Source organism: Bradyrhizobium sp. ISRA464 (assembly GCF_029910095.1).
In the GTDB taxonomy this organism is placed as follows: Bacteria; Pseudomonadota; Alphaproteobacteria; order Rhizobiales; family Xanthobacteraceae; genus Bradyrhizobium.
The window spans coordinates 6133154-6152196 of the sequence record NZ_CP094526.1 but is presented as its reverse complement, the minus strand read 5'-3'; the positions used below and the strand labels follow the sequence as shown (position 1 = coordinate 6152196).

Below are 19043 nucleotides of genomic sequence, written 5' to 3'. Positions count from 1 at the left end.
GGACTAGCGCCGGAGGCGTCACCGTGCCCGGCGAACGTGGCACGCTCGATGCCCCGGAACCAATCACACCTTAGAACTCCAGCCGGATCGAAGCCTGTTCTACTGCGGGTACTGCAACGTCGGCGGTGGAATAGACAAGCTCAAGAATTTTGTCGCCCTTAGGAGTAAGGCTGCAAGCTGAATTGAGCGGGATCGCGCGGCTTAACCGATTGATCTGCCCTTCGACCCTCGACAAAGCCCAACGTGGTTACCTAGAAGCGGCGCGAGACGGCGCAAGGCGCTATTCGCCGGACCGCATCGGATATCTACCTCATTCAAAGATATCACGCCGGTGATGACCGAGGAAATGGCGTTGCGCTTTGGTGGGCGGGCACCGTAGTCGTCCTGGTAACCCCAGGAGCTTGCGATCGTGAACGCTGATGCGCTTGGATATCATCATGGCCCCATCATCCGAGAAAGTTATGAGACCTTGATCGAATAGGGCGTCAATGTGTGCCGCAAGCAGAATCCCATTTTCCGGATCAAGGCGTTCCTGATTGTTCGACTGAGACCATGGCTTGATGTGCGAAGCGCGGAGCACTGCGGAAACCCTGCAGCCCGTCACCCCGCATGCGCTTTCCCAGAGCTTCTCGACGGCGACACGAAACTGCCCCTGCCCTAGACGGGCGTCGATCAAGGCCTTCCTCGTTGTTCGATCCTTGACCCCTTTCTTGATTTGCTCCAGGTCTGCCACGAGTGAGGTCCGGTCTACAGTTAAGTCGATGGTCACCGTGCACCGTGGGAGCTGCTCGAGGGAACGGATGATATTGCGGTCGGACAAGCGGTTGAAACCGTTGCGGAACGATTGCTGCTGGCGCAAAAGCTGCTTGAACCAGGGCAGGTCAGTGACCTCCATCGCATCCTGGGTCAGGTCCACTCTGTAGTGGATTCGTTTTCCGTATTGACGGCCGCGCTTACGGTAAACTGCGGGGCGCTTCCATGGCGACAGCCGCTTGATCAGGCCAGAACTGACCAAGTGGTATCGCTTTGGCGATCCTACACCTTCGAACACCCAGAGGCGTTGATTTAGTAATGTATCTTCGCGGAAGGGTTTGGCCGTAACAAAGCCAAGTTCATCGCCTTGACGGACCGTGTCGCCCTTAAGATAAGGACCCTGCTCGTCTCGATTGTGATATCCGACGAAATGCTTTGGAGACTGACGGGAACTGTCCACCTCTCGAGATGATCTTATCTGTTCGAGGTGGCGAGCAACGAGCGACCATGGCAATATACGCCGTACCTCCTTGGCTTGCGTTTGGCGGCGAACGTGACGGGCGACACTGTTAGTCGCCTTTCGGATCAAACGAGTATTGATCCCGCTTGCTTCAGCGAGCCACACAATCCATCGTGGTTGTTGCACCCGATTGTAGATGGTGCGTGCAGACGCGTTCTTTTTTTGCCGGCCCCTGCTGTAATTCGAGACCCAGTCAATCCATCGTTCCTTCAGAGGTGCATCCGCTCCGGGAAGCGCCTCCGCGATTGGTGCGCGGTCCGGTAGCTGCTTCAATCCGTCTAATAATGCAGCGCGGGTCCATCGTGTCGATTTGGTTTTGCGCGCCACTTCAGTTCTCCGAAAGCCGCGAAGCCGTGTCCCTATGGTCGGGACGGTCGCGCTGGTGTGTAGAATCGTAATCATAGACGCACTCGCCACTGTCCATGATGCCGGCGTGCAGATGATCGGCACCTCGATTGTCCGAGTGATCAGCATGGACTAGGAGCAGCTAGACGAGTTCCCTGTCCGCAATCTCCGCTTGCGTAATAAAGAGCCGGTTGATCTTTCCATCCTTCATCGTCGGCTGTGCGAAGACCTTAAGGATGAGGCCTTCATTAAGTGCGCGAGTGTACACGTTCCCAGGCTTGCCAAGTTCATCGTCGGCGATCTTCCCGGAGACGATCTTCTTCTTTGGCTCGTTCAGGATTTCGACGCGACAGGCGCCGTTTGTCTTAAAGACGCCGTGAATGCGAACAACATACTCCTCCTTATCGCCGAGGCTGAGAGTATCCGGCGATCGGAGCACTTCAGCTGCGGGCTCGTCGATCACAGTAGCGGCGGTCGCATCGCCGATCTGCATGTGATTGACAGTCCTTCCGACCGGGTCGGGGAGCTGCCGGACCGAGGCGCGGTTCTCGCGCGCCATCGTTGTGATCATCCGTTGTAGCCAGACCTTATCGCGCATATGGCCTTCGTGAACCTGCTTGGCGAACTCGTTGTGGGCCATCGCGAGTTCATGGATCCGGTCAACGACACTGCTGCTGTCCTTCTTCGATAGGACTTTGTCGATGATCGCTTTGATCGAGAGCTCGATGAACTTCTTCGCAACCGTGATGAGGATCGGACTATAGAGTGGGAGCTGTCCCGAATTGGAAATGGCGAAGATCTCCTGCAGCAGACCGTTCTCGCGACTCGGCCCGACGCAAAAGCGTATGTGGTAAGAGCGCGGGTCGTGGGTGATGCTCTCCCAAAAGAGTTCGTGACAAATGCTGTTCGCGAGCTTGGTCGCGCCGATGAGCGATCGCCCGAACTGCTGTGCGTCCACAAAATGCTGGTCGGCAAGTAGTCCTCTGTACGCAATAGGTATCGGCTCGAAAAGTGGTTCCGGCATTCCGAATTTCCCCCTGCCGGCCAATAGCTTACTTGTACTTTATTTCGGGGTCTACCGGCGGTTGCCGGTCTTGCGGGATGCGCTGGGGGTGTCCTTCGACCTTGCCGACTCCGACGTAGCTAGGGCAGGTACCGGTCCTCTGGATGCGCTGAGAGCCATCAGGCTTTGGCGTCGGGGGCTATCGGCGAAAGACGCGGAGGTCGTGAGCGCGAAAGTAATAGCGGTAAAGTTGATAGCCTTCATTTCGAAATCCGTTCGTAAGTGATTGATCTTCCTTCTGTGCTCTATCCGCTCTTTAGAAGCCAAGTCATTGAAATGATTTGGATTGTCATCGGACTCTTAATCAGCGGGTCCCAGGTTCGAGCCCTGGTGCGCCCACCAAGGAAATCAATCACTTGGACGACCCTCAGTGAGAACGGCACCGGAACGGTTGCGCCGGTTTGGTGCTCAGTTTGCAGTTTCTGTTCGTAATTCGTTCAATACACCTTCATTTCGGTCGAGCTCCGTGCTGAACTCTCGCGTTAGGCGGGGGCCTTTCAGTGACACAACTTGCGCAAGCATACATTCATCTAAAGCCGTATTCTGCCTCTCATAAGCAAATTCGATCGCTCGGGCGTTACGCAAAGCGCGTCGCCATTAGGGCTGCGGCGGACATTTATGGCGGCGAAGTCGAAATCGAAGTTCAGATTGAAGAGGGCTCGCTCATCACGCGTGTCACGGTCGCTGGCTCGATCTTCTTGGGAGTCTACGGGTTCGTCGCGAATTACAAAGGCTTTAAGGAAGGCGTCGTTGAAATGTGCAATGACGCGCGGGAGTTCGCGGTAGATGTTTGCAAGCCGTTCATCAAGAAAGCTGGAGTTCCGAAAGAGGATGTTTATCGATTTGAGCGTCGGTTGAAGGTCCCGGGAAAACTGTATCGTCTTGATAAACGGCTTGAACAACTAGAAAAATCAGTCGGCGAGTTGAGCCCGCACGACATGCAACGAGAATTAGGAAGATTGCGGTCAGAATTGGAATCTATCACGGAGCACCTTTCGCCTGAAGAGAGGCAGTTGCTCTCACCAACGCTGAAGCGTACCAAGCTGCCGCCTCCTGAAAACTGGCCGGCTCCCGAGGAGCCAAAGGCGGCTTTGCGGAAAGAAGATGATTTGGAGCAGTCGCTTTTGTTTAGCGACGAACCACAGATCGTACCGGAAGATTACAAACCCAAACTTGTGTTTCGAGAAGTGGCAAAGGTCCCACGACGAAAGAATGGACGCCGAGGCAAAAGGCGTCAGTTGGAGCGTTCAGATTTACTCTCCTGATGGCCATTTCCATACCTCGCCAGCAACTTTAGGTGCGCTTGTTCGGCCAACTCAGCCTGGCCGCCGAGATAATTAGCGTTCAGAATCACTTCGACGTCCCGCAAGCTATGGCCGGTGATTGCCGCTATCTGCGGCACGCTGCACCCTGCCATCGCCAGACGGGTCACCGCTGTTCCTCGTAAATCGTGGAAGTGCAGATCGAAATCGGCGAGATTGGCACTACTTTCCACATAGTAGAAAGTCAACGGAAATTTTGAGATGAAGCTTTCTCAGCTCATTCCGCATACCTCAGAGCGGCTGCGGATCGCGGAAGCGAACGTCAAAACGGTGGCCAGGGTCTTGCAGCCAGCCGGGCTGATTTCTTCGGTCGGTCGAAGTCCGCGCGGTGCGGAAATGACTGATGACGATAAGATCAATCTTTTGCTCGGCGTATGCGGAGTGGAAGTGGCCAACCGCGCGGCCGAGCATGTCCGCATTTGGCGTCGACTCGTTCGGATTGACGCTGCAGCGCGAGACGATCGTTTCGCGTTCACACGAGCACAAAATGTCAAAGACTTCCTCGTTGGACTAATTCGGGAAGACCTAAACGGCGGCGCGCTTGACGCATGGCTGAAGGAGACCGGCGACGAATTTGACCGAGTGAACGGGGGCAAAGGGGCCATCCGCCATCAGATGACGCTCGATTTCTACATCGACGAATTCGCACTTAGATTGGTCGTTTCGCGCAATCGCGTCTATTCACGGGATCACACTGAAGCCGACACGATTGAGGTTCGGTTCATCCAGCCTATGCCCGATGCTGAGAACGAATTTGTTTCACGAAAACCCGGCTCACAATTGATCCGCCGTCTTGACGCAGACACCATCCGAGATTGGGGGACGTGTCTCATCGACGACGGAAAGGCGGTGACCGAATGAGACAACCGCTCGACGTTGTTCTCGAAAATCGTCGCAATGCCATCATCCGCCATTGCGAATTTTATCCGCTCGACGGGGATCCGTTGGTGTTGATCGGCTGGCAAAGAGTTTTTGATCTTCTTCGCGAAGACCTCGAACGACTCGAATTCGTGAGAGAGCGTTGTCCGTCCCTCATTGCTGCCCGAGGTAGCCGCCTCTGATCTCAAAAAGAAAACCCCGCCGGCCAGGGCGGGGCTTCTTGGATGAGCGCCGTAGGAGGGCGCATATTGAATGACGAACACAATATCATGCTCTGCGGATTCCGCAAGTAGTTTGCTGCCACATGCCTTGAACTTCGCTGACAAATGGAAATTGGCTGTATTTCCGGCGCGGATCGAGGGCAAATCCAAGAAATCCTATAAGAGCGCAGACACTGCCGAAGGCGAAGGCGCTGGCATCAATTGGGGCGCGACGCGTAACTTAGATGAAATCCGCAACGATTTCGCCGACCCAACGCGCCAAATGATCGGTATTCCGACTGGCGCGCGCAATGGCATTTTCGTTCTCGATGTCGATACGATCGAAGGTGGACACACCTTCGATGGGTTCGCATCCCTTGCGATGCTGGAAGCCCGGCATGGCCCGCTACCACCCACACTGATGGCGGAAAGTCCGTCGGGATCTCGGCACTATTTTTTCAAGCATCCCGGTTTTGAAGTTAAGACTATCGCGGGTACGGATGCGAAAGGTCTCGCTCCCGGAATCGACGTCAAAGGCGACGGCGGCTTTGTCATTGCACCGCCGAGCATTAAGCCAAACGGCGACCAGTACAGATGGCTCAACGCGGGCCATACGATCGCCGAGGCGCCACAGTGGTTGCGCGATTTGCCTGTACTCAGAAAGTCGGAACAGATCAAAGCCGATCGCAACCTCCCGACGATAGTTGCACCCGCCGGGCATCGACCCTCAGTAGGGACACACGCCGCTAAGGTGCTCGCCGACGCGTGTGAAAAGATCGCCACGACCGAGACCGGCCGAAACGACGAACTCAACAAGCAGGCCTTGAAAGTCGGGCGTTACGTCGCAAACGGCGAGATCGCTACAGACGTTGCAGTCCATGATCTGCTCGCGGCTTGCGGAGAAAACGGACTGCTCGCAGAGGATGGCGAGCGTCAATGCCTGGCTACGATCCAAAGCGGGCTCGGTGCCGGCAGGAAAGATCCGGCCAAGACGATCACGGATATGTTCGGCAATAGTGCCGATACGATAGCAGCGCCTTCCTTGGCGCCCGCTGCAACGACACTGATCAAGTCTTCTGGCGAGTTCCTTCGCGGGTTCGTGCCGCCGGATTACATTTTGGACGGCGTCTTGCAGCGCGGCTTTTGCTATTCGATGACGGCAAAGACTGGCACGGGCAAAACCGCAGTCGCCATGTGCTTCAGTGCCCACGTGGCTACGGGACGCCCGCTCAATGGCCTTGGTGTGTCACAAGGCTCGGTCGTCTACCTGGCCGGTGAAAACCCGACCGATATTCAAATGCGCTGGTTGGGCCTCACGCAGGAAATGCGGATCGACCCTGAAACGGTGCCCGTCTACTTCCTCCCTGGCGTCGTATCGATTTCGCAAAACGTCGCGAACATTGAGCGGGAAGTGAAGGACAGGGCGCTCTTTCCGACCTTGGTGGTCGTCGACACTGCGGCAGCGTACTTTGAAGGCGACAATGAAAACGACAACGTCCAACAGGGAAACAATGCTCGCCTGCTTCGGTCGCTGACACGGCTTCCGGGCGGTCCATGCGTACTGATCCTGTGCCACCCCACGAAGCGAGCGGCTGATGACGATCTCTTGCCACGCGGCGGCGGTGCGTTCCTCAACGAGGTGGACGGCAATATTGCCCTGAAAGCGAACGACACCATCGTCGGCGCCGAGGCGCAGGGGAAGTTCCGCGGACCGGCGTTCTCGCCGTTGGCGTTCAAACTCGACGCCGTGAGAGAGCATCCGCTGTTGAAGGACAGCAAGGGACGCAACATCCCGACGGTGATCGCACGCGCAATCAGCGATAGTGAAATGGCGTCCAATGCTGCCAGCCAGGAACGTGACGAAAACCGCCTGTTGCGGACAATCGAAAAGCACCCGAAGGCGTCCCTTCAGGAATTGGCCGGCCTGCTCAGATTGAACAAGTCGAAGGTAAATCGGCTGGTCGAAAAACTGACCGCAATCAAAATGGTCCGACGCGAAGGCCGCAAATTGGTGTTGACGCAAATTGGCGAAAAAGAACTGAACAGCCTAGATGCGATCGTTTCACCATCGTTTCAGCCGCTTCTTGGGGGTGGGCGTTTTCCACTACCGATTTTGCCGCAAAAGCAGTGAAACGATTTCGGAACGATCGCGGAACGACGATTCAAGAAACCCTTGCAAAATGGGCGTTTCACACGGAACGACATCTGAAACGACACCCCCATGGCGGCGGGGCGTTTACGCCTCCGCCAGGATCGTTCCGTTTCATCCATATCCTTGGGGTGAAACGAACGAAACGATGTAGGAGTCAACTCATAATTACACGGAGACAAAACCACTGGATGGAGAACGGCATTACACCAACGTCGTGGTGTCCAGTGGCGTCCAAACGCCATCCAGGTTTTGGTTATATTGCCAATAAACTACGGCATGAAAACAAGCGAACGTCATGGTGACGGCACATCGACCGAGAAAGCGTCGGGACATGGATCCCGCCGTTCGTGATGCCTTTGCGAACGTACTGAACGAATATCCGTTGCGTGATTCTGTTTTGGCGCAAGCCATAATGGTAGCACGCGATGCGTTTCGAGGCGCCGATCTGCGGAAGGCTACGCGTAATGGTCCGCTGAAACCACTCATTTTGAAACTTCTCTCCGATGAAGTGCTTCCGGCTAATTCGCAAGCCCTATTAGCCGATCTAATTGCAGGAAGATGTGTTCCGCCGCGCGGGCGGCCGAAGAAGGTGCCGGTACCGATAGACGACGAATTTAGAGCACTGGTCTTGAACGCCGGAAGGGCGTTCTCAAAACGAGGCCGAAAACTTCGAGAGGCCGCGTCCAATGCCACAACTACTTTGATCAGTTTGCTTAGAGCAAAGACGTTAGATCGCGCCTCTCGTCTCATGCTTGCGGAACTGCTTTCGGGAGAACTGCATCCGGAGGGATCACCGGGGTATGGAGCCGCTAAGAACACGGCGGATCGCGAGCTTGCATTCGCTATGCTAGATCGCATCACTTTCGGTAAAGGCGACTACGTTACGTCGTCGACCGATTCTCAAATGGAAGCTGCCACATGGGCTGCCGAGAATGATCCGAGAGCCTCCGGTCGTAACGAAGATACTATGCTCCGCTTGATGCAGAAGTGGTCGCCGGCTTGGCGAGTCATTCGACAACGCAGTTACTAACGGTCGTTAATTGTTCAAACTTCGACGCGGTGACGTGCGCAGCTTCCTGTGAGACAATTCTGTCCAGATGAACTTCATCGGATGGGAAACACTCAATGTCGTCCACTATCGCCGCCTTAAGCATTCCTGAGGCCGCCGTGTCGGCCGGCGTGTCCAAATCGCTCCTCTATCAGTTGATCAAGGACGGCCGTGGTCCTCGTGTGACCAGGATCGGCTGCCGATCGGTCATTCGGATCGAAGACCGCGACCAATGGCTCAAGAGCCTCGCCGACAGCGCTACCCCATGAGCCGACAGCAAGGAATTGAGGAAATGACCTACGATCCACTCGCGCCTGCGCCGTTCGTCACGCGATCGACCTTTGACGGTCTCGATCAAAGGCAGCGCGCGACCTTGATCAAGTCGGGTTATCGCATCGTGCCGGACCCTAAGAAAGTTAGGCCCGCATTGAGCGGCAACCAGATCTATCGCGCCGATTGGGACAAATTAGACCCCATGGGGAGGGCGGAGAAGATCCGAGACGGATGGAAACTTGTCGATTGATCCTCCAAATATGATTCCGCAGCCCCCGCCGATTGTTCTGCCACCTCCGCCCGAGCCGATCACGCCACCGGCTCGCCCACCGGGGCGTCCGCGCGGATCGCGCAATAAGCGGACAGTGGCACTCGAAGCGCTGTTCGAAGGTGAAGCGGAGGCAATCGCCAGGAAGGCAATTGAGTTGGCAAAAGCAGGCGATTCACCCGCCATTAAGATGGTCATCGATCGCCTGGCGCCGGTCCGGAAGGGTGCCCGCATCGAGTTGCCGGATTTCCCGCGGGTGAAAACTCTTGCCGATGTGCCAGCGGCGCACGCTTTCCTGATCAATGCCGTCGCCAAGGGGCGCATTTCACCGGAGGAGGGCGCTGCGATCGCCGCGACCTTGGATCGGTACTGCTCGGCCGTCGATACGGTCGAGCTGGAGCGGCGCGTGGCAGCAATCGAGGAGCGCTATGCGTCGCATACGCCTGACTGATCACCGGCTCAAGGAAGCAGAGAAGCACGCTCCGAAGCGATGGCGGCGAGTGACCATCCTCAACACCATTGTAGCTCCGAACCTGGACAGTATAGGCATCCCCATCCGCAGCAAGCCGATCGTACTTGGCATTGGGTGCATTACGCGCACACGCCGCAATGCACCGCCCATCGAAATCGTCTTCGTTTCACCGCGCGCCGATCTGCTTGGTGTGGAACTTGGGAAGTGGACCGACGAGCAAATAGCAGCGCTGGGGGAGCCCGCGTGAGCAGATTGAAGGATCGCATCAGGTCCCTTGAGGTCGCTCAGATCGACGCCGATCGGTCGAAGATATTCACGATGTGCGAGTCTGACGGACGCATCATGTCAATTTCAATTTGGGGCCGCTCGAAAGATGGTCAGCAGTGGCCGGCGGATGAAAAGTTCGACCCGCCAATCGAGCGCGATCATCTTCCGGAGCATTGGCTGAAAGCTCTCGCAAAATGCCCCGGCCAACCAATGAAGTTCGATTTGGCCGGCGTCTTCGGCGGCATGATTAAGGGGCAACATCAGTGACCGACCTTGCAACACTCGGTATTGCCGTAACGACGAACGGCATCGACGATGCGAACGCGAAACTCGACAAGCTCGTCGTTACGACCAATTCCGCCGGCAAGGCTGCGGAAGATTTTGGCACCAAGGCCAGCACGGCGGTAAAGAACGTTGGAGCGTCGGTTACGAACGCCGATCGCGTCAACTCAAGCTTCGCTTCAATGTCGACCGGCATGACTGCCGCCAAGACCGCCACGGATGCGCTCGCCGCGTCACATGCCGGTCTCTCGACGCAGAGCATGTCGCTGTTTCACGCGATCCGCGGCTCGATCGAGCAGATCGGTATGGGTGTGCCGGTAACGCAGGCGCTCACCGCTCAGATGAATCACCTGACCTACGCAGCCTCGGGTGAAGGTGGCCTGGCGGGCGCGTTCAGCGGTGTTGCCACCATGGCCGGACGCCTCGTGTCGTCGCTGGTCAACCCCGTAACGGCAACGGCCGCACTGGCGGCTGGTGCGCTCTACCTCGGCAATAGCTGGTCGGAATCCTCCGCGCAGGTTGACCGGGCTCTGATCGGTATCGGTGCCCGAACCGGAGCCACCTCGACGGATCTCAACAACTTCGCGAGGGCGAATTCGTCGGCGACCGGTCTCACCATCAGCGAGGCTCGAAACGTCGCGATCGAGTTTACGAAGACCGGTAACATCGCGGTTCAGGGTTTGAAGGGTGTTGGCGACGCCATCCATGGTTACGCGGTCTTGACTGGCCAGGACGCAACGGCCGCAACGAAAACATTCGCCGATGCGCTGAGCGGGGATCTGGTTAAGGGTGCAGAGAAGATCGACCAGACCTACGGGGGCCTGAATTCCGGTACATTGGAATACATCCGGACGCTCGAACTCGCCGGGGATCGATCCGGGGCCATACAAGTCGTTCTCAACGCGATGGCTCCCGCCAATCAGAAGGCAGCCGACAGCGTCGGCGTTCTGACCAAGGCGTATCAGGGGTTTGCCAACGTCATCAGCAACGTTTTCCACGGCGCCCCGAATACGACGTCTGACGCCGATAAGCTCGCGCAGTTGCAGGCACAGCGGGCGGCGGCGGCGGCCTCTCCGAGTCTCGTCGGTTCGAATGCCGGCGGCTATGGCCTCCTGAATACCGGTGCTCTCGCGGGCGGCAAATCGCAGCAACTTGCTGACCTCGACGCGCAGATCGATGCTCTGCAGAAGAAGATGGATGCATTCAGCGCTAAGGGGATTAGCGGGCAGCTTAATGCCATGTCCGAGGCCGGTGACGCTGTCGTCAAATCGGTCATTCCGCAGATTGATCAGATTAATAGTCTGCAAAAGGCATTGACCGCACTGCAAGCCGCGCAGGACACACCCGGCGTGAGCAGGTCACTTGGTCAAGACGATAACGCCGTCACGGCACTCCAAAATCAAATTGCCGCGCTCCAAGACGCGCAAGAGAAGGCCGCAAATTACAATCAGCGCGTCAAAGAGATCAGCACGCAGTGGGGCGACGTCGGCCAATCGGTCGCTCTCGCTCTCGAAAAGCCCACTGATCAATCGGTTGTGGCGCGGGCCATTCAAACCCTAGAGGGACGAGGATAAATTTATGTCTGCAGTTATCATGTTGCGGCAGAAAGATCGCATCCATCTTCTAACCGATGGTGCTGAGTACTTCGAAGACGGGATTGTTGCAAACTTTCGGGAGAAGACGAAAGCATTTCCCGACTTGGGATGCGCAATCACGACGCTAGGGCCGACGAGTTGGCAGCCGATCGTGTTTGATGCCATCCGCGACAACTTCAGATCATTCGATGATCTTAAAGCCGGGATTGGTCCGGTTTTGCAAGAGTTGTTCGATCGTCATGCCCGAACCATCACGAGATGGAGCCGTGTGACCTGCATGGCCTGGGTCGTCGGTTGGTCAAAGCGTCGTCGTCGTCCTGAAGGCTTCACGATCTCGATGGATCACATGGCGGATTACGAAGAGAGCAACGACCCCCATTTGCTTCGACCGTTCGTCGTTAGCGAACTTCACCCGATCGGAATCCATTTCAACCCGGTGCCGGACCTGTCTCAGGCACTCTTTCCGACGTCGCTCACCGCTTCGGACAAACTCGTTCCTGAAATTGATCTCTTGCAGATCATGGAACTGCAACGACGTCATAGGTTCGAAAGAACAGGACACCATTTGGTCGGCGGCTTTGCCACGTTGACCACCGTAACCAGGCATAATGTAAGGCAACGGCGAATTCACACGTGGCCGGACGTAGTGGGTGCGCGGATTGAGCCGACACCTGTCGAGCGCTACGTGGGTTGGCTCCATTGGCGGGCTGAGCGGCAACAGTCATTCCGGAACCCTTTGAACAATAACGCGCCCGCCAACGCTCGGAAGCTTGTCGCATGATCAAACAAGATAACAATGCGGGCTTGAACCACGCAGAGATCGCGGCCCGTTTTGCCGCGGAGCTATCGCCCGATCACAAGCACGAGGCTGGGTTGGAGTTCATTGCGCACGGGCTCACGCTAATATTCGGGCCAGCCCTTGGCTACGGAGCGATGCGTCAGTACGCGCCGTTCCTCGTGCATGCTACGGGACTAGCCTTCAAGCAGGCTTTGGAAGTGGTCGATCCGAAAAGCTAGTTAAACACAATCAGGGGGACAGGTCTAATGGCGACTAACATGCAGATGTTGATGTTCGCTGAAGCGGCTACGGCCGGCGGCGCGACGTTGACGATCGACGGAACGGCGGGCGGCCAGTTTAGCGGGACCAACACCGGCACCGTCACCTTGACGACTACAAAGGCGAACGACGTTATCGTTCTGATGTTTTATGCCGAGCACTCTGGAGGAGCCGCGCAGACGATCTCCAGCGTCACGTCTCCGCATCTTACGTGGGCCAAGCGTAAGGGATATTCGTGGACGTATACCGCTGCCGGGCCGGTCCCGAGCACTCATGAGATATGGTGGGCTCCGGCAAGCGCGGCGCTATCGTCAGAGGTCATCACCATAACGATGACTGGCACAATTGACGATGCAGCTTATCAGGTGTTCGGCGTCAATGGTTGCTCGAATATATCGTCGCCATGGGACACAAATGCGTCTTTGCCGTCGGCTAATGCTGATACGGGCGCTACATCATTCAACACGAGTCTGACCGTCAGCGGAGTAAGCACAGATAACCCTGGCATGATCATCGGTTCTTGGGGATCGTGGCGAAGTATCGTCGTGACATTGCCGCCCGGTACCACGGCCGTTCGAGCGCCTCAGCAAAATGGTGGCGGATCGCAATTCGCCTACATACAGGCGTTTTATGAGACGATTTCTTCGCCGGCTTCTGGCTTGTCGTTCACCACGTCAAATACGTCGGCCAGTTGGAGCGTAATTATCGACGCGCTGCATTAAGGGATCCTCTGAATGTCCGAGATCTATTGCGTCCGCGCGACGCCGCGAAGCGTGCCGATGCCTCTGCCAGTCTTTCCCAACCCGACGGACCGGCCGGAAGGCGTCGGGCCGTCTTTGGTGTTGGAGTTTCACTCACCCGTGCCGGCGGGTGAGGACGTGGCGGCGGGAAAAATGCCCCGCCGCGATACTCTTGCCTATCTCCAGGCCATCCGAGGCGCCGGCAATCGCAGTATCGAATGCCGGATAGATTGCGCTGGCGGTCGGGAAGACGATGCTCTGCCGATCGCGCTCGCCCTTTTGCAGCATCCGTTTCGAGTAAGCGCGCGCATTGTCGGGCGCTGTTCGAGTGCCGCAGTGCTCATTGCGCTGGCGGCAGACCGGCGAAGCATTGTTCCTCACGGAACGGTGTTGATCCATCGCGCCGCCCGCATTTATGTGCGTGAGCAATGGGACGCGATTCAACAGATGCCCGAGGCAGATAAGGACGTTATCAACGAGTCGCTGTTGGCCAGCGACGACAAGGTAGCGGCCCTGCTAACAGCTCGGCTCGGCATTTCGGAAGAGGTTGCGCGCAGTTGGATGCGTGAGGGACGTAAGTGGGGCGCCGACGAGACGCTTTCGCGGGGATTTGCTGACTCGATCGCGGATGAGGAGATCGCGCAATGACCGGCGAAATCTACATGGTCGAATTCACCGCAGAATCGATCCTTCGATGCGACGTGGAGGCGCTGACCACACCGCCGCCGACCATACCGCTAACGCCGATTCCAGAGCTGACCGGGCTGATCGGATGGTGGGATGCGAGCATCTTCGACAGCATGACACTCGCGGTTAACGGCACCGATAATGCGATCCTGAGCATCGCCGATCAGAGCGGACATGGGAACAATCTCGGTGACCCTGGTTCAGGCACTCCGAGTTATAGTGCGACCGGATTTAACGGCAGTCATCCTGCGATGGTGTTCAGCGGGAACGGCCAGCAGGCCCTGAGAAAGGCAAGCTTCGTATTCGGGGGCGGCAGCACGCTGACCGTTTTTGCTGCGGCCTCTTTCGAAACCGGCTTCTTTATGGATCAGAGCGGGCGCCTGATCTCATACACGGCGACCGGGCAGTCTCATGATGACCAGAACGTCGGCTCGTTCGCTCTTGCGCGGGATGCCCAAACAAGCAACGCACTTTTCGTCCGAAACTCCCTGCAAACTCCGTCAACATCGGTTGGCTACGGGACACCCCGTCGCGTCATAGCAACGGTAAAAGCCGACGGTACGATGACAATCTATGTGGATGGTGTTGCATCTGCCACGGTGACGTCCGCCGGTACCTTTGCGGCTACAGGTGACCTGGTCGTCGGTGGTTCGCGAGATGCGAGCATCTTCGGCCACTATTTCCACGGTGCGATTGCCGAGATCGGCATCGCGACAGGATATCACGACGCAGCCACCGTCGCCCTGCTGGATTCTTATCTCAAGAGCAAGTGGGGGATGTAGGTGCCGACGCGAGGAGAGCGTGGCATGCGATTGACCCATCGAGCACAATCAGAAACTGATCACCCGTAAAATGTCGGCGCGCTGATCGGTCCAGAGATACTTAGGTTGTGCCGGCGGAAGCGCTTTCCAGCCATCCTTGCTTGATAAGGCGTCAAGGTCGCTGGTTTGAGCAGCGATTATGACTACCAGCGCCGCCGAGCGTCGCAAGGGCGACGTGCCAGGAGGCGGGCTGTCAGACAATATTCGTGCTGGGAAGCCCGCGTCTGCTGCCAAGGCTCCGACCACGGGAGCCAGGTTTAGTCTTCGACTGCTGATGTGGAACAAGAGCCGTCCGCCCGGCGCTAGCTTTCGCATATAAAGCGCGAGAGCTTCCCGAGTCAGTAAATGCATCGGGATGCTATCCGAACTGAATGCGTCGACGATCAGCACATCGTAGGCGCCGTCCCGCGCATGTCCGATGGTCATCCGAGCATCGCCCAACACGACGCGCGCAGCAGGGGCGCACTTTTCTAAAAATTGGAAACGGTCTCGCGCCAGCCGCTCAACGACCGGATCGATTTCATAGAAGGTCCAGTCCTGCCGATCTTTCGCGTAACAAGCGAGGGCGCCTGTGCCCAATCCGATAACTGCGACATGTCGCACTTTGTCCGGGGCTGATGCGTTGAAGAAGCGGCCGAAGGGACCTTCCTTGCTATAGTACGTCATCGGCAGCGTGGCTTCATCCGACCGCAAACTCTTAGCCCCGTGCAGTGTCGTGCCGTTCATGAGGACGAGGGTCGGCGTCTCCGCATCGGAAATCAGCTCGATCCGATGAACGCCGAAGAAGCTTCGCTCGGCGATGATCTGCTTTCCTGTATTATGAGGCATCAATTGAAAAAGCAGAATGAGTGCAATGGCAAGACCGAAGCGCCATCGCCTTCGGGAGAAATTTACTAGCGCCAACGCGGGCACAAGATACAGCCCGTAAAGGAGCACCATCGATAGCGGTCCCGAACTGATGGCTCCAACGAGGATGCTTCGACCAATCAGCAAACCCGCCGACAGCAGCAAGGGCAGCACAATATCCATCGGCAGGTTGCGCTGTTTGTCGGCAGGCATCCGGGGCCTGATCAGCCACGCTGCGATCAATGCTAGCGGATATTCCCATATGCCGTTGAAGATGAACGGTGCGATCAGCGCATTAAAGACGCCGCCCAAAACACCGCCCAACGAGAGAAAGAAATAGAATCCGGTCAGTTGCGTGGTGGGTGGCCGCCGTTTTGCTAGCTCCCCATGGCAGACCATACCGACGACGAAGAAGCAGCCGAGGTGGAAAGCTAAGGCCATTGGAAGGGGAAGCAAATTGCCGCTAGCACCACTGGTCATCACAACTAAAATTAGCATTATCGGAAGCGCGCGTAGCATGATTGCATGAGGCAAGGGCGGCCGTCGCGCAAAGGCAAAAATGAATGTCAGAAGATACAGCATCAGTGGAAACACCCATAGCAACGGCGCGGACACAATGTCCGCGGCGATATGTTGGGTGACTCCGAGCAGTAGAGACGAGGGAATAAACGCGAGCACCGTCCACGCTAAGCGGTCTCGCGCGCCGACGGCTGTCCTTTCTTCAATGACTCGCTTCGGCGCGTCCAGCCGTTTGTGTGACAACATGATTGCCGCGCACAAGGCGACACCTAGAGTTAGCGCTGCAAATCCGGCGGACCAAAGTGTCGCCTGCAGGTCAAGTGGCAGCAACGGCTCAACGATCAGTGGATATGCAAGCAGCGCTAGAAGACTGCCGGCGTTGCTCACGGCATAAAGGAAGTATGGATCGTGCGCTCCCTTATGATCGCCATCCGCAAACCAATGCTGCAGAAGCGGGGCGGTCGCCGAAATAAAAAACACGGGGATCCCGCACGCCAGGGTGAGGCGCAGCAAAAGCCACCAGATGGGGGATTGCTCTGCTGAGGGGCCGTCGGCGCCAAGCGCTAATGGAAGCACAGTGGCCGCTATCGGCAACAGGATGCAAACGTGAAGAATAACCTGGGCTGCTCGCGATGATAGTCTCGTTAAGAAATGAGCGTAGGCGTAGCCAAGTAGCAGCATGGCTTGGAAGAAAACGAGGCATGTGCTCCAGACTGCTGCGGCCCCGCCCAGTTTTGGCAACACCATCTTCGCTACCATTGGCTCGACGAGAAACATCAAGCTGGCGCTTAGAAACAGGGTGGCTGCAAATGCCGGTATTGCTATCGTTGAGCAACGGAACGGTATCAAAATCATCTGGAGAACTCGCGTTGAAAATTGGCTTTGGTTTAAAGCCACATCATCCCGCAACCCCGACGCGAGCGCAAGCACTTTACCTGGAGGTGACTAACTACATCAACGTAGCAAAACCGCTGTAAAATAAGTACTTTTCGTGATTTCGAATCGGCGTTACGTTGCCGCCCTATGGTAGAACCCCGTTTGCTTTCTGGTGCCGACGCCGCGGCTTATTGCGGCGTTACAAGGGTGACATTCTCCAAGTGGGGCCGGAATCATGCCGTCACCAATCACCGGTACACGTCGATGGGATCGCCACGCGATCGACCTGGCGCTCAACAAAGCGTCGGGGATAGCGTCACCGGCTACGGATGAAGCGGAATTAGCCTGGCAGAAGTGGGAGCGTGAAAATGCGGCGCGCAAAGCCCAAGCGGCTGAGGAGGAATGGGAGCGTCGATACGCAACCCGGAAGGTCGCGCGATGACCATCGACTGGACCGACGACACTCCGCTGCGACTTAAGGACGCCGCGGCCTTGGCGTTCCCGAATGGCGGAATGACTGCCGCTGGCTTGAGACGCGAGGCCGAAAAAGGTCGCCTGGTTATGGAGCGAATTGCCGGCAAGGACTACGTTTCCCTAAAAGCAATTGCCGAGATGCGCGAGAAGTGTCGCGTGAAACCCAAGCCGCATCCAATGGATGGTTGGAAGGCGCCTCAACCAGAGCCGCCGTTGCCGTTTGGACTGACCGGGGAGCGAATTGCCAACATGGCTCTGGACAAGGCACTGGCCAATTTGACGACCAAGAGACGCGAGTTTGTGGAGCAAGAACGAGCCGAAAGAGAGAAAAGACGGCTCAAGAAAGCCGGCCGTCCTTCGCGATGACCGCGATCTTGAGTCCGCCTTCCCAAATCGCGAACGCCGCTTCACTCCCGGCGGTCAACGGAGCATCTTTGATCGTTGCAATCGGATCTTTGTCATCAGTCGGACAGTCGACGACGAAGTGGCAGTCAACGTCGGTCCAAATTCGAACCAGCACGGTGTCAAGTTGCAGTGCATCAGACGCATTTGACGCACTGCCGATTTCGATCGGAGGTTGATTATAGGCCGGTTCGACCCCGACACCGTTCAGGACCTTCGAGAATTCCTTGATGTAGAGTTTGGGCATGGTCGTTCATCCGTGTGAGGTGGGGCAAGTCTCTAAGCATCCTCCAGAACCCGCACAGCTTCGCCACCACTGAGTTTCGGGGCAGGGCGCTGCGTTTGCACCGGAGCCGGCGGGTTGTCCCGCTCGGCACGCTCGAAGGCTGCACGGACCATCGGGTCTTTGATGAACTGAGAAAGCCGCAGCATGGCTGTCACTCCGGGTTGAGGGCTTAAAATGATGAGGCGAGACCGTAGATCGTCCGCGGCTGGTAGGAGCGGTTCGCGATCACGGCTTCAATGGATGCGTAGTCCCACTGCAACTCTGTCAGCGCGGTCCAGAGCGAGGCTTCGTCGCCGTCCTTCCGATAGTCGGCGATGATCTTCGTTTCGCGGATCGCGCAGGGGAGGTTTTCGTCGATGCTCTGCTGATCGAGGAAGATCGCGAACGGGGCGCGGGTGTCCTTGATGGTGGCTTTGGTGCGCTTGGGCATTGGCTGTCTCCGGGTTGGCTTGCTCTCGAATGAAATATAAGATATATGCTCTATATGCGTCAATAAGACATATGCGATATATGCGAAATATTTTTGGAGGGTGCAGTGCCGCGTACCGAGCTTTACCCGGTGAAGAAGATCATCGGGTTCAATCAGACGATGCTGGATGCCATTGAGAAGTGGCGGGCGAAACAGCGGCCCATCCCGAACCTGTCGGACGCGATCCGGGCTCTGATCGAGGCCGGGCTAAAAGCCAGCAGAGAGAAGTAGGCGAGGAATGACCTTTAGACCCGATCCCCTAAGTTACCCACCCCGCGGCATGTCCGGGGGCGGCGGTAATCCTCGTTAGTCTGAAATGTCAGCGCGGTCGGATGCTCCGATAGTTTGAAGAGTTCGAATTTCTCGAATCGAATCAATGGCCCCTCAGGCCGTCGGTTTGCTGCCAACTAATTGATAAGGCGGATAA

24 protein-coding genes and 1 pseudogene are annotated in these 19043 nt (G+C 56.9%); 18 read left to right on the top strand and 7 right to left on the bottom strand.

Annotated elements, in window-relative coordinates:
- Nucleotides 1-310: 310 nt before the first annotated feature.
- Both MTX19_RS28965 and MTX19_RS28960 read right to left on the bottom strand, forming a co-directional pair.
- Nucleotides 311-1600: an HNH endonuclease gene (locus MTX19_RS28965; protein ID WP_280985585.1), complete on the bottom strand. Its 1290-nt coding sequence runs from the start codon at nt 1598-1600 to the stop codon at nt 311-313.
- A 160-nt stretch (nt 1601-1760) separates the two neighbouring features.
- A complete protein-coding gene (locus MTX19_RS28960; protein WP_280980429.1) occupies nt 1761-2642 on the bottom strand; it encodes a hypothetical protein in 882 nt (293 codons plus the stop codon).
- Nucleotides 2643-3181: 539 nt separating this feature from the next.
- Here MTX19_RS28960 and MTX19_RS28955 point away from each other — a divergent pair.
- Complete coding sequence (locus MTX19_RS28955) at nt 3182-3946, top strand: hypothetical protein (protein ID WP_280980428.1); 765 nt, start codon at nt 3182-3184, stop codon at nt 3944-3946.
- Here MTX19_RS28955 and MTX19_RS28950 read toward each other — a convergent pair.
- Nucleotides 3916-4146 (bottom strand): annotated as a pseudogene (locus MTX19_RS28950) (hypothetical protein); the annotation flags it as partial. The gene MTX19_RS28955 and the pseudogene MTX19_RS28950 overlap by 31 nt on opposite strands.
- 58 nt (nt 4147-4204) lie before the next feature.
- Between MTX19_RS28950 and MTX19_RS28945 the strand changes: the two are divergent.
- The 15 genes from MTX19_RS28945 (at nt 4205) to MTX19_RS28875 (ending at nt 14705) form a co-directional block, all read left to right on the top strand.
- Nucleotides 4205-4864: a hypothetical protein gene (locus MTX19_RS28945; RefSeq protein ID WP_280980427.1), complete on the top strand. Its 660-nt coding sequence runs from the start codon at nt 4205-4207 to the stop codon at nt 4862-4864.
- Nucleotides 4861-5064, top strand: coding sequence for a hypothetical protein (locus tag MTX19_RS28940; protein WP_280980426.1), 204 nt, complete (start codon nt 4861-4863; stop codon nt 5062-5064). The genes MTX19_RS28945 and MTX19_RS28940 overlap by 4 nt, the downstream gene beginning before the upstream one ends.
- A gap of 127 nt (nt 5065-5191) precedes the next feature.
- Entirely contained in the window at nt 5192-7213 is a 2022-nt protein-coding gene (locus MTX19_RS28935; RefSeq protein WP_280980425.1) for a bifunctional DNA primase/polymerase, read from the top strand.
- 352 nt (nt 7214-7565) lie between these two features.
- Nucleotides 7566-8264 carry a hypothetical protein gene (locus MTX19_RS28930; protein ID WP_280980424.1) on the top strand — a complete coding sequence of 233 codons (699 nt, stop codon included), beginning with the start codon at nt 7566-7568 and terminating at the stop codon, nt 8262-8264.
- A 95-nt stretch (nt 8265-8359) separates the two neighbouring features.
- Nucleotides 8360-8551 (top strand): AlpA family phage regulatory protein, encoded by a 192-nt coding sequence (locus MTX19_RS28925; RefSeq protein WP_280980423.1) that lies wholly within the window; start codon nt 8360-8362, stop codon nt 8549-8551.
- Nucleotides 8548-8805 (top strand): hypothetical protein, encoded by a 258-nt coding sequence (locus MTX19_RS28920; RefSeq protein ID WP_280980422.1) that lies wholly within the window; start codon nt 8548-8550, stop codon nt 8803-8805. The genes MTX19_RS28925 and MTX19_RS28920 overlap by 4 nt, the downstream gene beginning before the upstream one ends.
- A 10-nt stretch (nt 8806-8815) precedes the next feature.
- The gene (locus MTX19_RS28915; protein WP_348638323.1) at nt 8816-9274 is read left to right on the top strand and encodes a DUF5681 domain-containing protein; all 459 of its coding nucleotides are present in this window, start codon (nt 8816-8818) and stop codon (nt 9272-9274) included.
- Between the two features lie 49 nt (nt 9275-9323).
- Nucleotides 9324-9542 (top strand): hypothetical protein, encoded by a 219-nt coding sequence (locus MTX19_RS28910; protein WP_280980420.1) that lies wholly within the window; start codon nt 9324-9326, stop codon nt 9540-9542.
- The gene (locus MTX19_RS28905; protein WP_280980419.1) at nt 9539-9829 is read left to right on the top strand and encodes a hypothetical protein; all 291 of its coding nucleotides are present in this window, start codon (nt 9539-9541) and stop codon (nt 9827-9829) included. Before MTX19_RS28910 ends, MTX19_RS28905 begins: the two co-directional genes overlap by 4 nt.
- Nucleotides 9826-11418 (top strand): phage tail length tape measure family protein, encoded by a 1593-nt coding sequence (locus MTX19_RS28900; RefSeq protein WP_280980418.1) that lies wholly within the window; start codon nt 9826-9828, stop codon nt 11416-11418. Before MTX19_RS28905 ends, MTX19_RS28900 begins: the two co-directional genes overlap by 4 nt.
- 4 nt (nt 11419-11422) lie before the next feature.
- Entirely contained in the window at nt 11423-12220 is a 798-nt protein-coding gene (locus MTX19_RS28895; RefSeq protein WP_280980417.1) for a hypothetical protein, read from the top strand.
- Nucleotides 12217-12456 carry a hypothetical protein gene (locus MTX19_RS28890; RefSeq protein WP_280980416.1) on the top strand — a complete coding sequence of 80 codons (240 nt, stop codon included), beginning with the start codon at nt 12217-12219 and terminating at the stop codon, nt 12454-12456. Before MTX19_RS28895 ends, MTX19_RS28890 begins: the two co-directional genes overlap by 4 nt.
- 39 nt (nt 12457-12495) lie before the next feature.
- On the top strand, nt 12496-13218 hold the full coding sequence (locus MTX19_RS28885) for a hypothetical protein (RefSeq protein WP_280980415.1): 723 nt from the start codon (nt 12496-12498) through the stop codon (nt 13216-13218).
- 12 nt (nt 13219-13230) lie between these two features.
- Entirely contained in the window at nt 13231-13884 is a 654-nt protein-coding gene (locus tag MTX19_RS28880; protein ID WP_280980414.1) for an ATP-dependent Clp protease proteolytic subunit, read from the top strand.
- Entirely contained in the window at nt 13881-14705 is an 825-nt protein-coding gene (locus MTX19_RS28875) for a hypothetical protein (RefSeq protein ID WP_280980413.1), read from the top strand. Before MTX19_RS28880 ends, MTX19_RS28875 begins: the two co-directional genes overlap by 4 nt.
- Before the next feature lie 48 nt (nt 14706-14753).
- On the opposite strand, the gene MTX19_RS28870 is transcribed toward MTX19_RS28875, so the two are convergent.
- Nucleotides 14754-17006: a fused MFS/spermidine synthase gene (locus tag MTX19_RS28870; protein WP_280985584.1), complete on the bottom strand. Its 2253-nt coding sequence runs from the start codon at nt 17004-17006 to the stop codon at nt 14754-14756.
- Nucleotides 17007-17423: 417 nt separating this feature from the next.
- Here MTX19_RS28870 and MTX19_RS28865 point away from each other — a divergent pair, with 417 nt between their 5' ends.
- Nucleotides 17424-17825 carry an excisionase gene (locus MTX19_RS28865; protein WP_280980411.1) on the top strand — a complete coding sequence of 134 codons (402 nt, stop codon included), beginning with the start codon at nt 17424-17426 and terminating at the stop codon, nt 17823-17825.
- Here MTX19_RS28865 and MTX19_RS28860 read toward each other — a convergent pair.
- The 3 genes from MTX19_RS28860 to MTX19_RS28850 are packed head-to-tail and all read right to left on the bottom strand — an operon-like array spanning nt 17797 to nt 18577.
- Nucleotides 17797-18108, bottom strand: coding sequence for a hypothetical protein (locus MTX19_RS28860; protein WP_280980410.1), 312 nt, complete (start codon nt 18106-18108; stop codon nt 17797-17799). The genes MTX19_RS28865 and MTX19_RS28860 overlap by 29 nt on opposite strands.
- Nucleotides 18109-18140: 32 nt before the next feature.
- On the bottom strand, nt 18141-18293 hold the full coding sequence (locus tag MTX19_RS28855) for a hypothetical protein (protein WP_280980409.1): 153 nt from the start codon (nt 18291-18293) through the stop codon (nt 18141-18143).
- A 23-nt stretch (nt 18294-18316) separates the two neighbouring features.
- Nucleotides 18317-18577 (bottom strand): hypothetical protein, encoded by a 261-nt coding sequence (locus tag MTX19_RS28850; protein ID WP_280980408.1) that lies wholly within the window; start codon nt 18575-18577, stop codon nt 18317-18319.
- Between the two features lie 105 nt (nt 18578-18682).
- Here MTX19_RS28850 and MTX19_RS28845 point away from each other — a divergent pair, with 105 nt between their 5' ends.
- Entirely contained in the window at nt 18683-18847 is a 165-nt protein-coding gene (locus MTX19_RS28845) for a hypothetical protein (protein ID WP_280980407.1), read from the top strand.
- Nucleotides 18848-19043: the final 196 nt, after the last annotated feature.

Excerpts from the sequence above, each read along its gene's own strand:
- MTX19_RS28915 (WP_348638323.1), top strand. The coding sequence starts at position 8,816 with ATGATTCCGCAGCCCCCGCCGATTGTTCTGCCACCTCCGCCCGAGCCG.
- MTX19_RS28850 (WP_280980408.1), bottom strand. The coding sequence starts at position 18,577 with ATGCCCAAGCGCACCAAAGCCACCATCAAGGACACCCGCGCCCCGTTC.
- MTX19_RS28930 (WP_280980424.1), top strand. The coding sequence starts at position 7,566 with ATGGATCCCGCCGTTCGTGATGCCTTTGCGAACGTACTGAACGAATAT.
- MTX19_RS28865 (WP_280980411.1), top strand. The coding sequence starts at position 17,424 with ATGACCATCGACTGGACCGACGACACTCCGCTGCGACTTAAGGACGCC.
- MTX19_RS28895 (WP_280980417.1), top strand. The coding sequence starts at position 11,423 with ATGTCTGCAGTTATCATGTTGCGGCAGAAAGATCGCATCCATCTTCTA.
- MTX19_RS28860 (WP_280980410.1), bottom strand. The coding sequence starts at position 18,108 with ATGCCCAAACTCTACATCAAGGAATTCTCGAAGGTCCTGAACGGTGTC.
- MTX19_RS28945 (WP_280980427.1), top strand. The coding sequence starts at position 4,205 with ATGAAGCTTTCTCAGCTCATTCCGCATACCTCAGAGCGGCTGCGGATC.
- MTX19_RS28855 (WP_280980409.1), bottom strand. The coding sequence starts at position 18,293 with ATGCTGCGGCTTTCTCAGTTCATCAAAGACCCGATGGTCCGTGCAGCC.
- MTX19_RS28920 (WP_280980422.1), top strand. The coding sequence starts at position 8,548 with ATGAGCCGACAGCAAGGAATTGAGGAAATGACCTACGATCCACTCGCG.
- MTX19_RS28960 (WP_280980429.1), bottom strand. The coding sequence starts at position 2,642 with ATGCCGGAACCACTTTTCGAGCCGATACCTATTGCGTACAGAGGACTA.
- MTX19_RS28875 (WP_280980413.1), top strand. The coding sequence starts at position 13,881 with ATGACCGGCGAAATCTACATGGTCGAATTCACCGCAGAATCGATCCTT.
- MTX19_RS28890 (WP_280980416.1), top strand. The coding sequence starts at position 12,217 with ATGATCAAACAAGATAACAATGCGGGCTTGAACCACGCAGAGATCGCG.
- MTX19_RS28940 (WP_280980426.1), top strand. The coding sequence starts at position 4,861 with ATGAGACAACCGCTCGACGTTGTTCTCGAAAATCGTCGCAATGCCATC.
- MTX19_RS28925 (WP_280980423.1), top strand. The coding sequence starts at position 8,360 with ATGTCGTCCACTATCGCCGCCTTAAGCATTCCTGAGGCCGCCGTGTCG.
- MTX19_RS28885 (WP_280980415.1), top strand. The coding sequence starts at position 12,496 with ATGCAGATGTTGATGTTCGCTGAAGCGGCTACGGCCGGCGGCGCGACG.
- MTX19_RS28880 (WP_280980414.1), top strand. The coding sequence starts at position 13,231 with ATGTCCGAGATCTATTGCGTCCGCGCGACGCCGCGAAGCGTGCCGATG.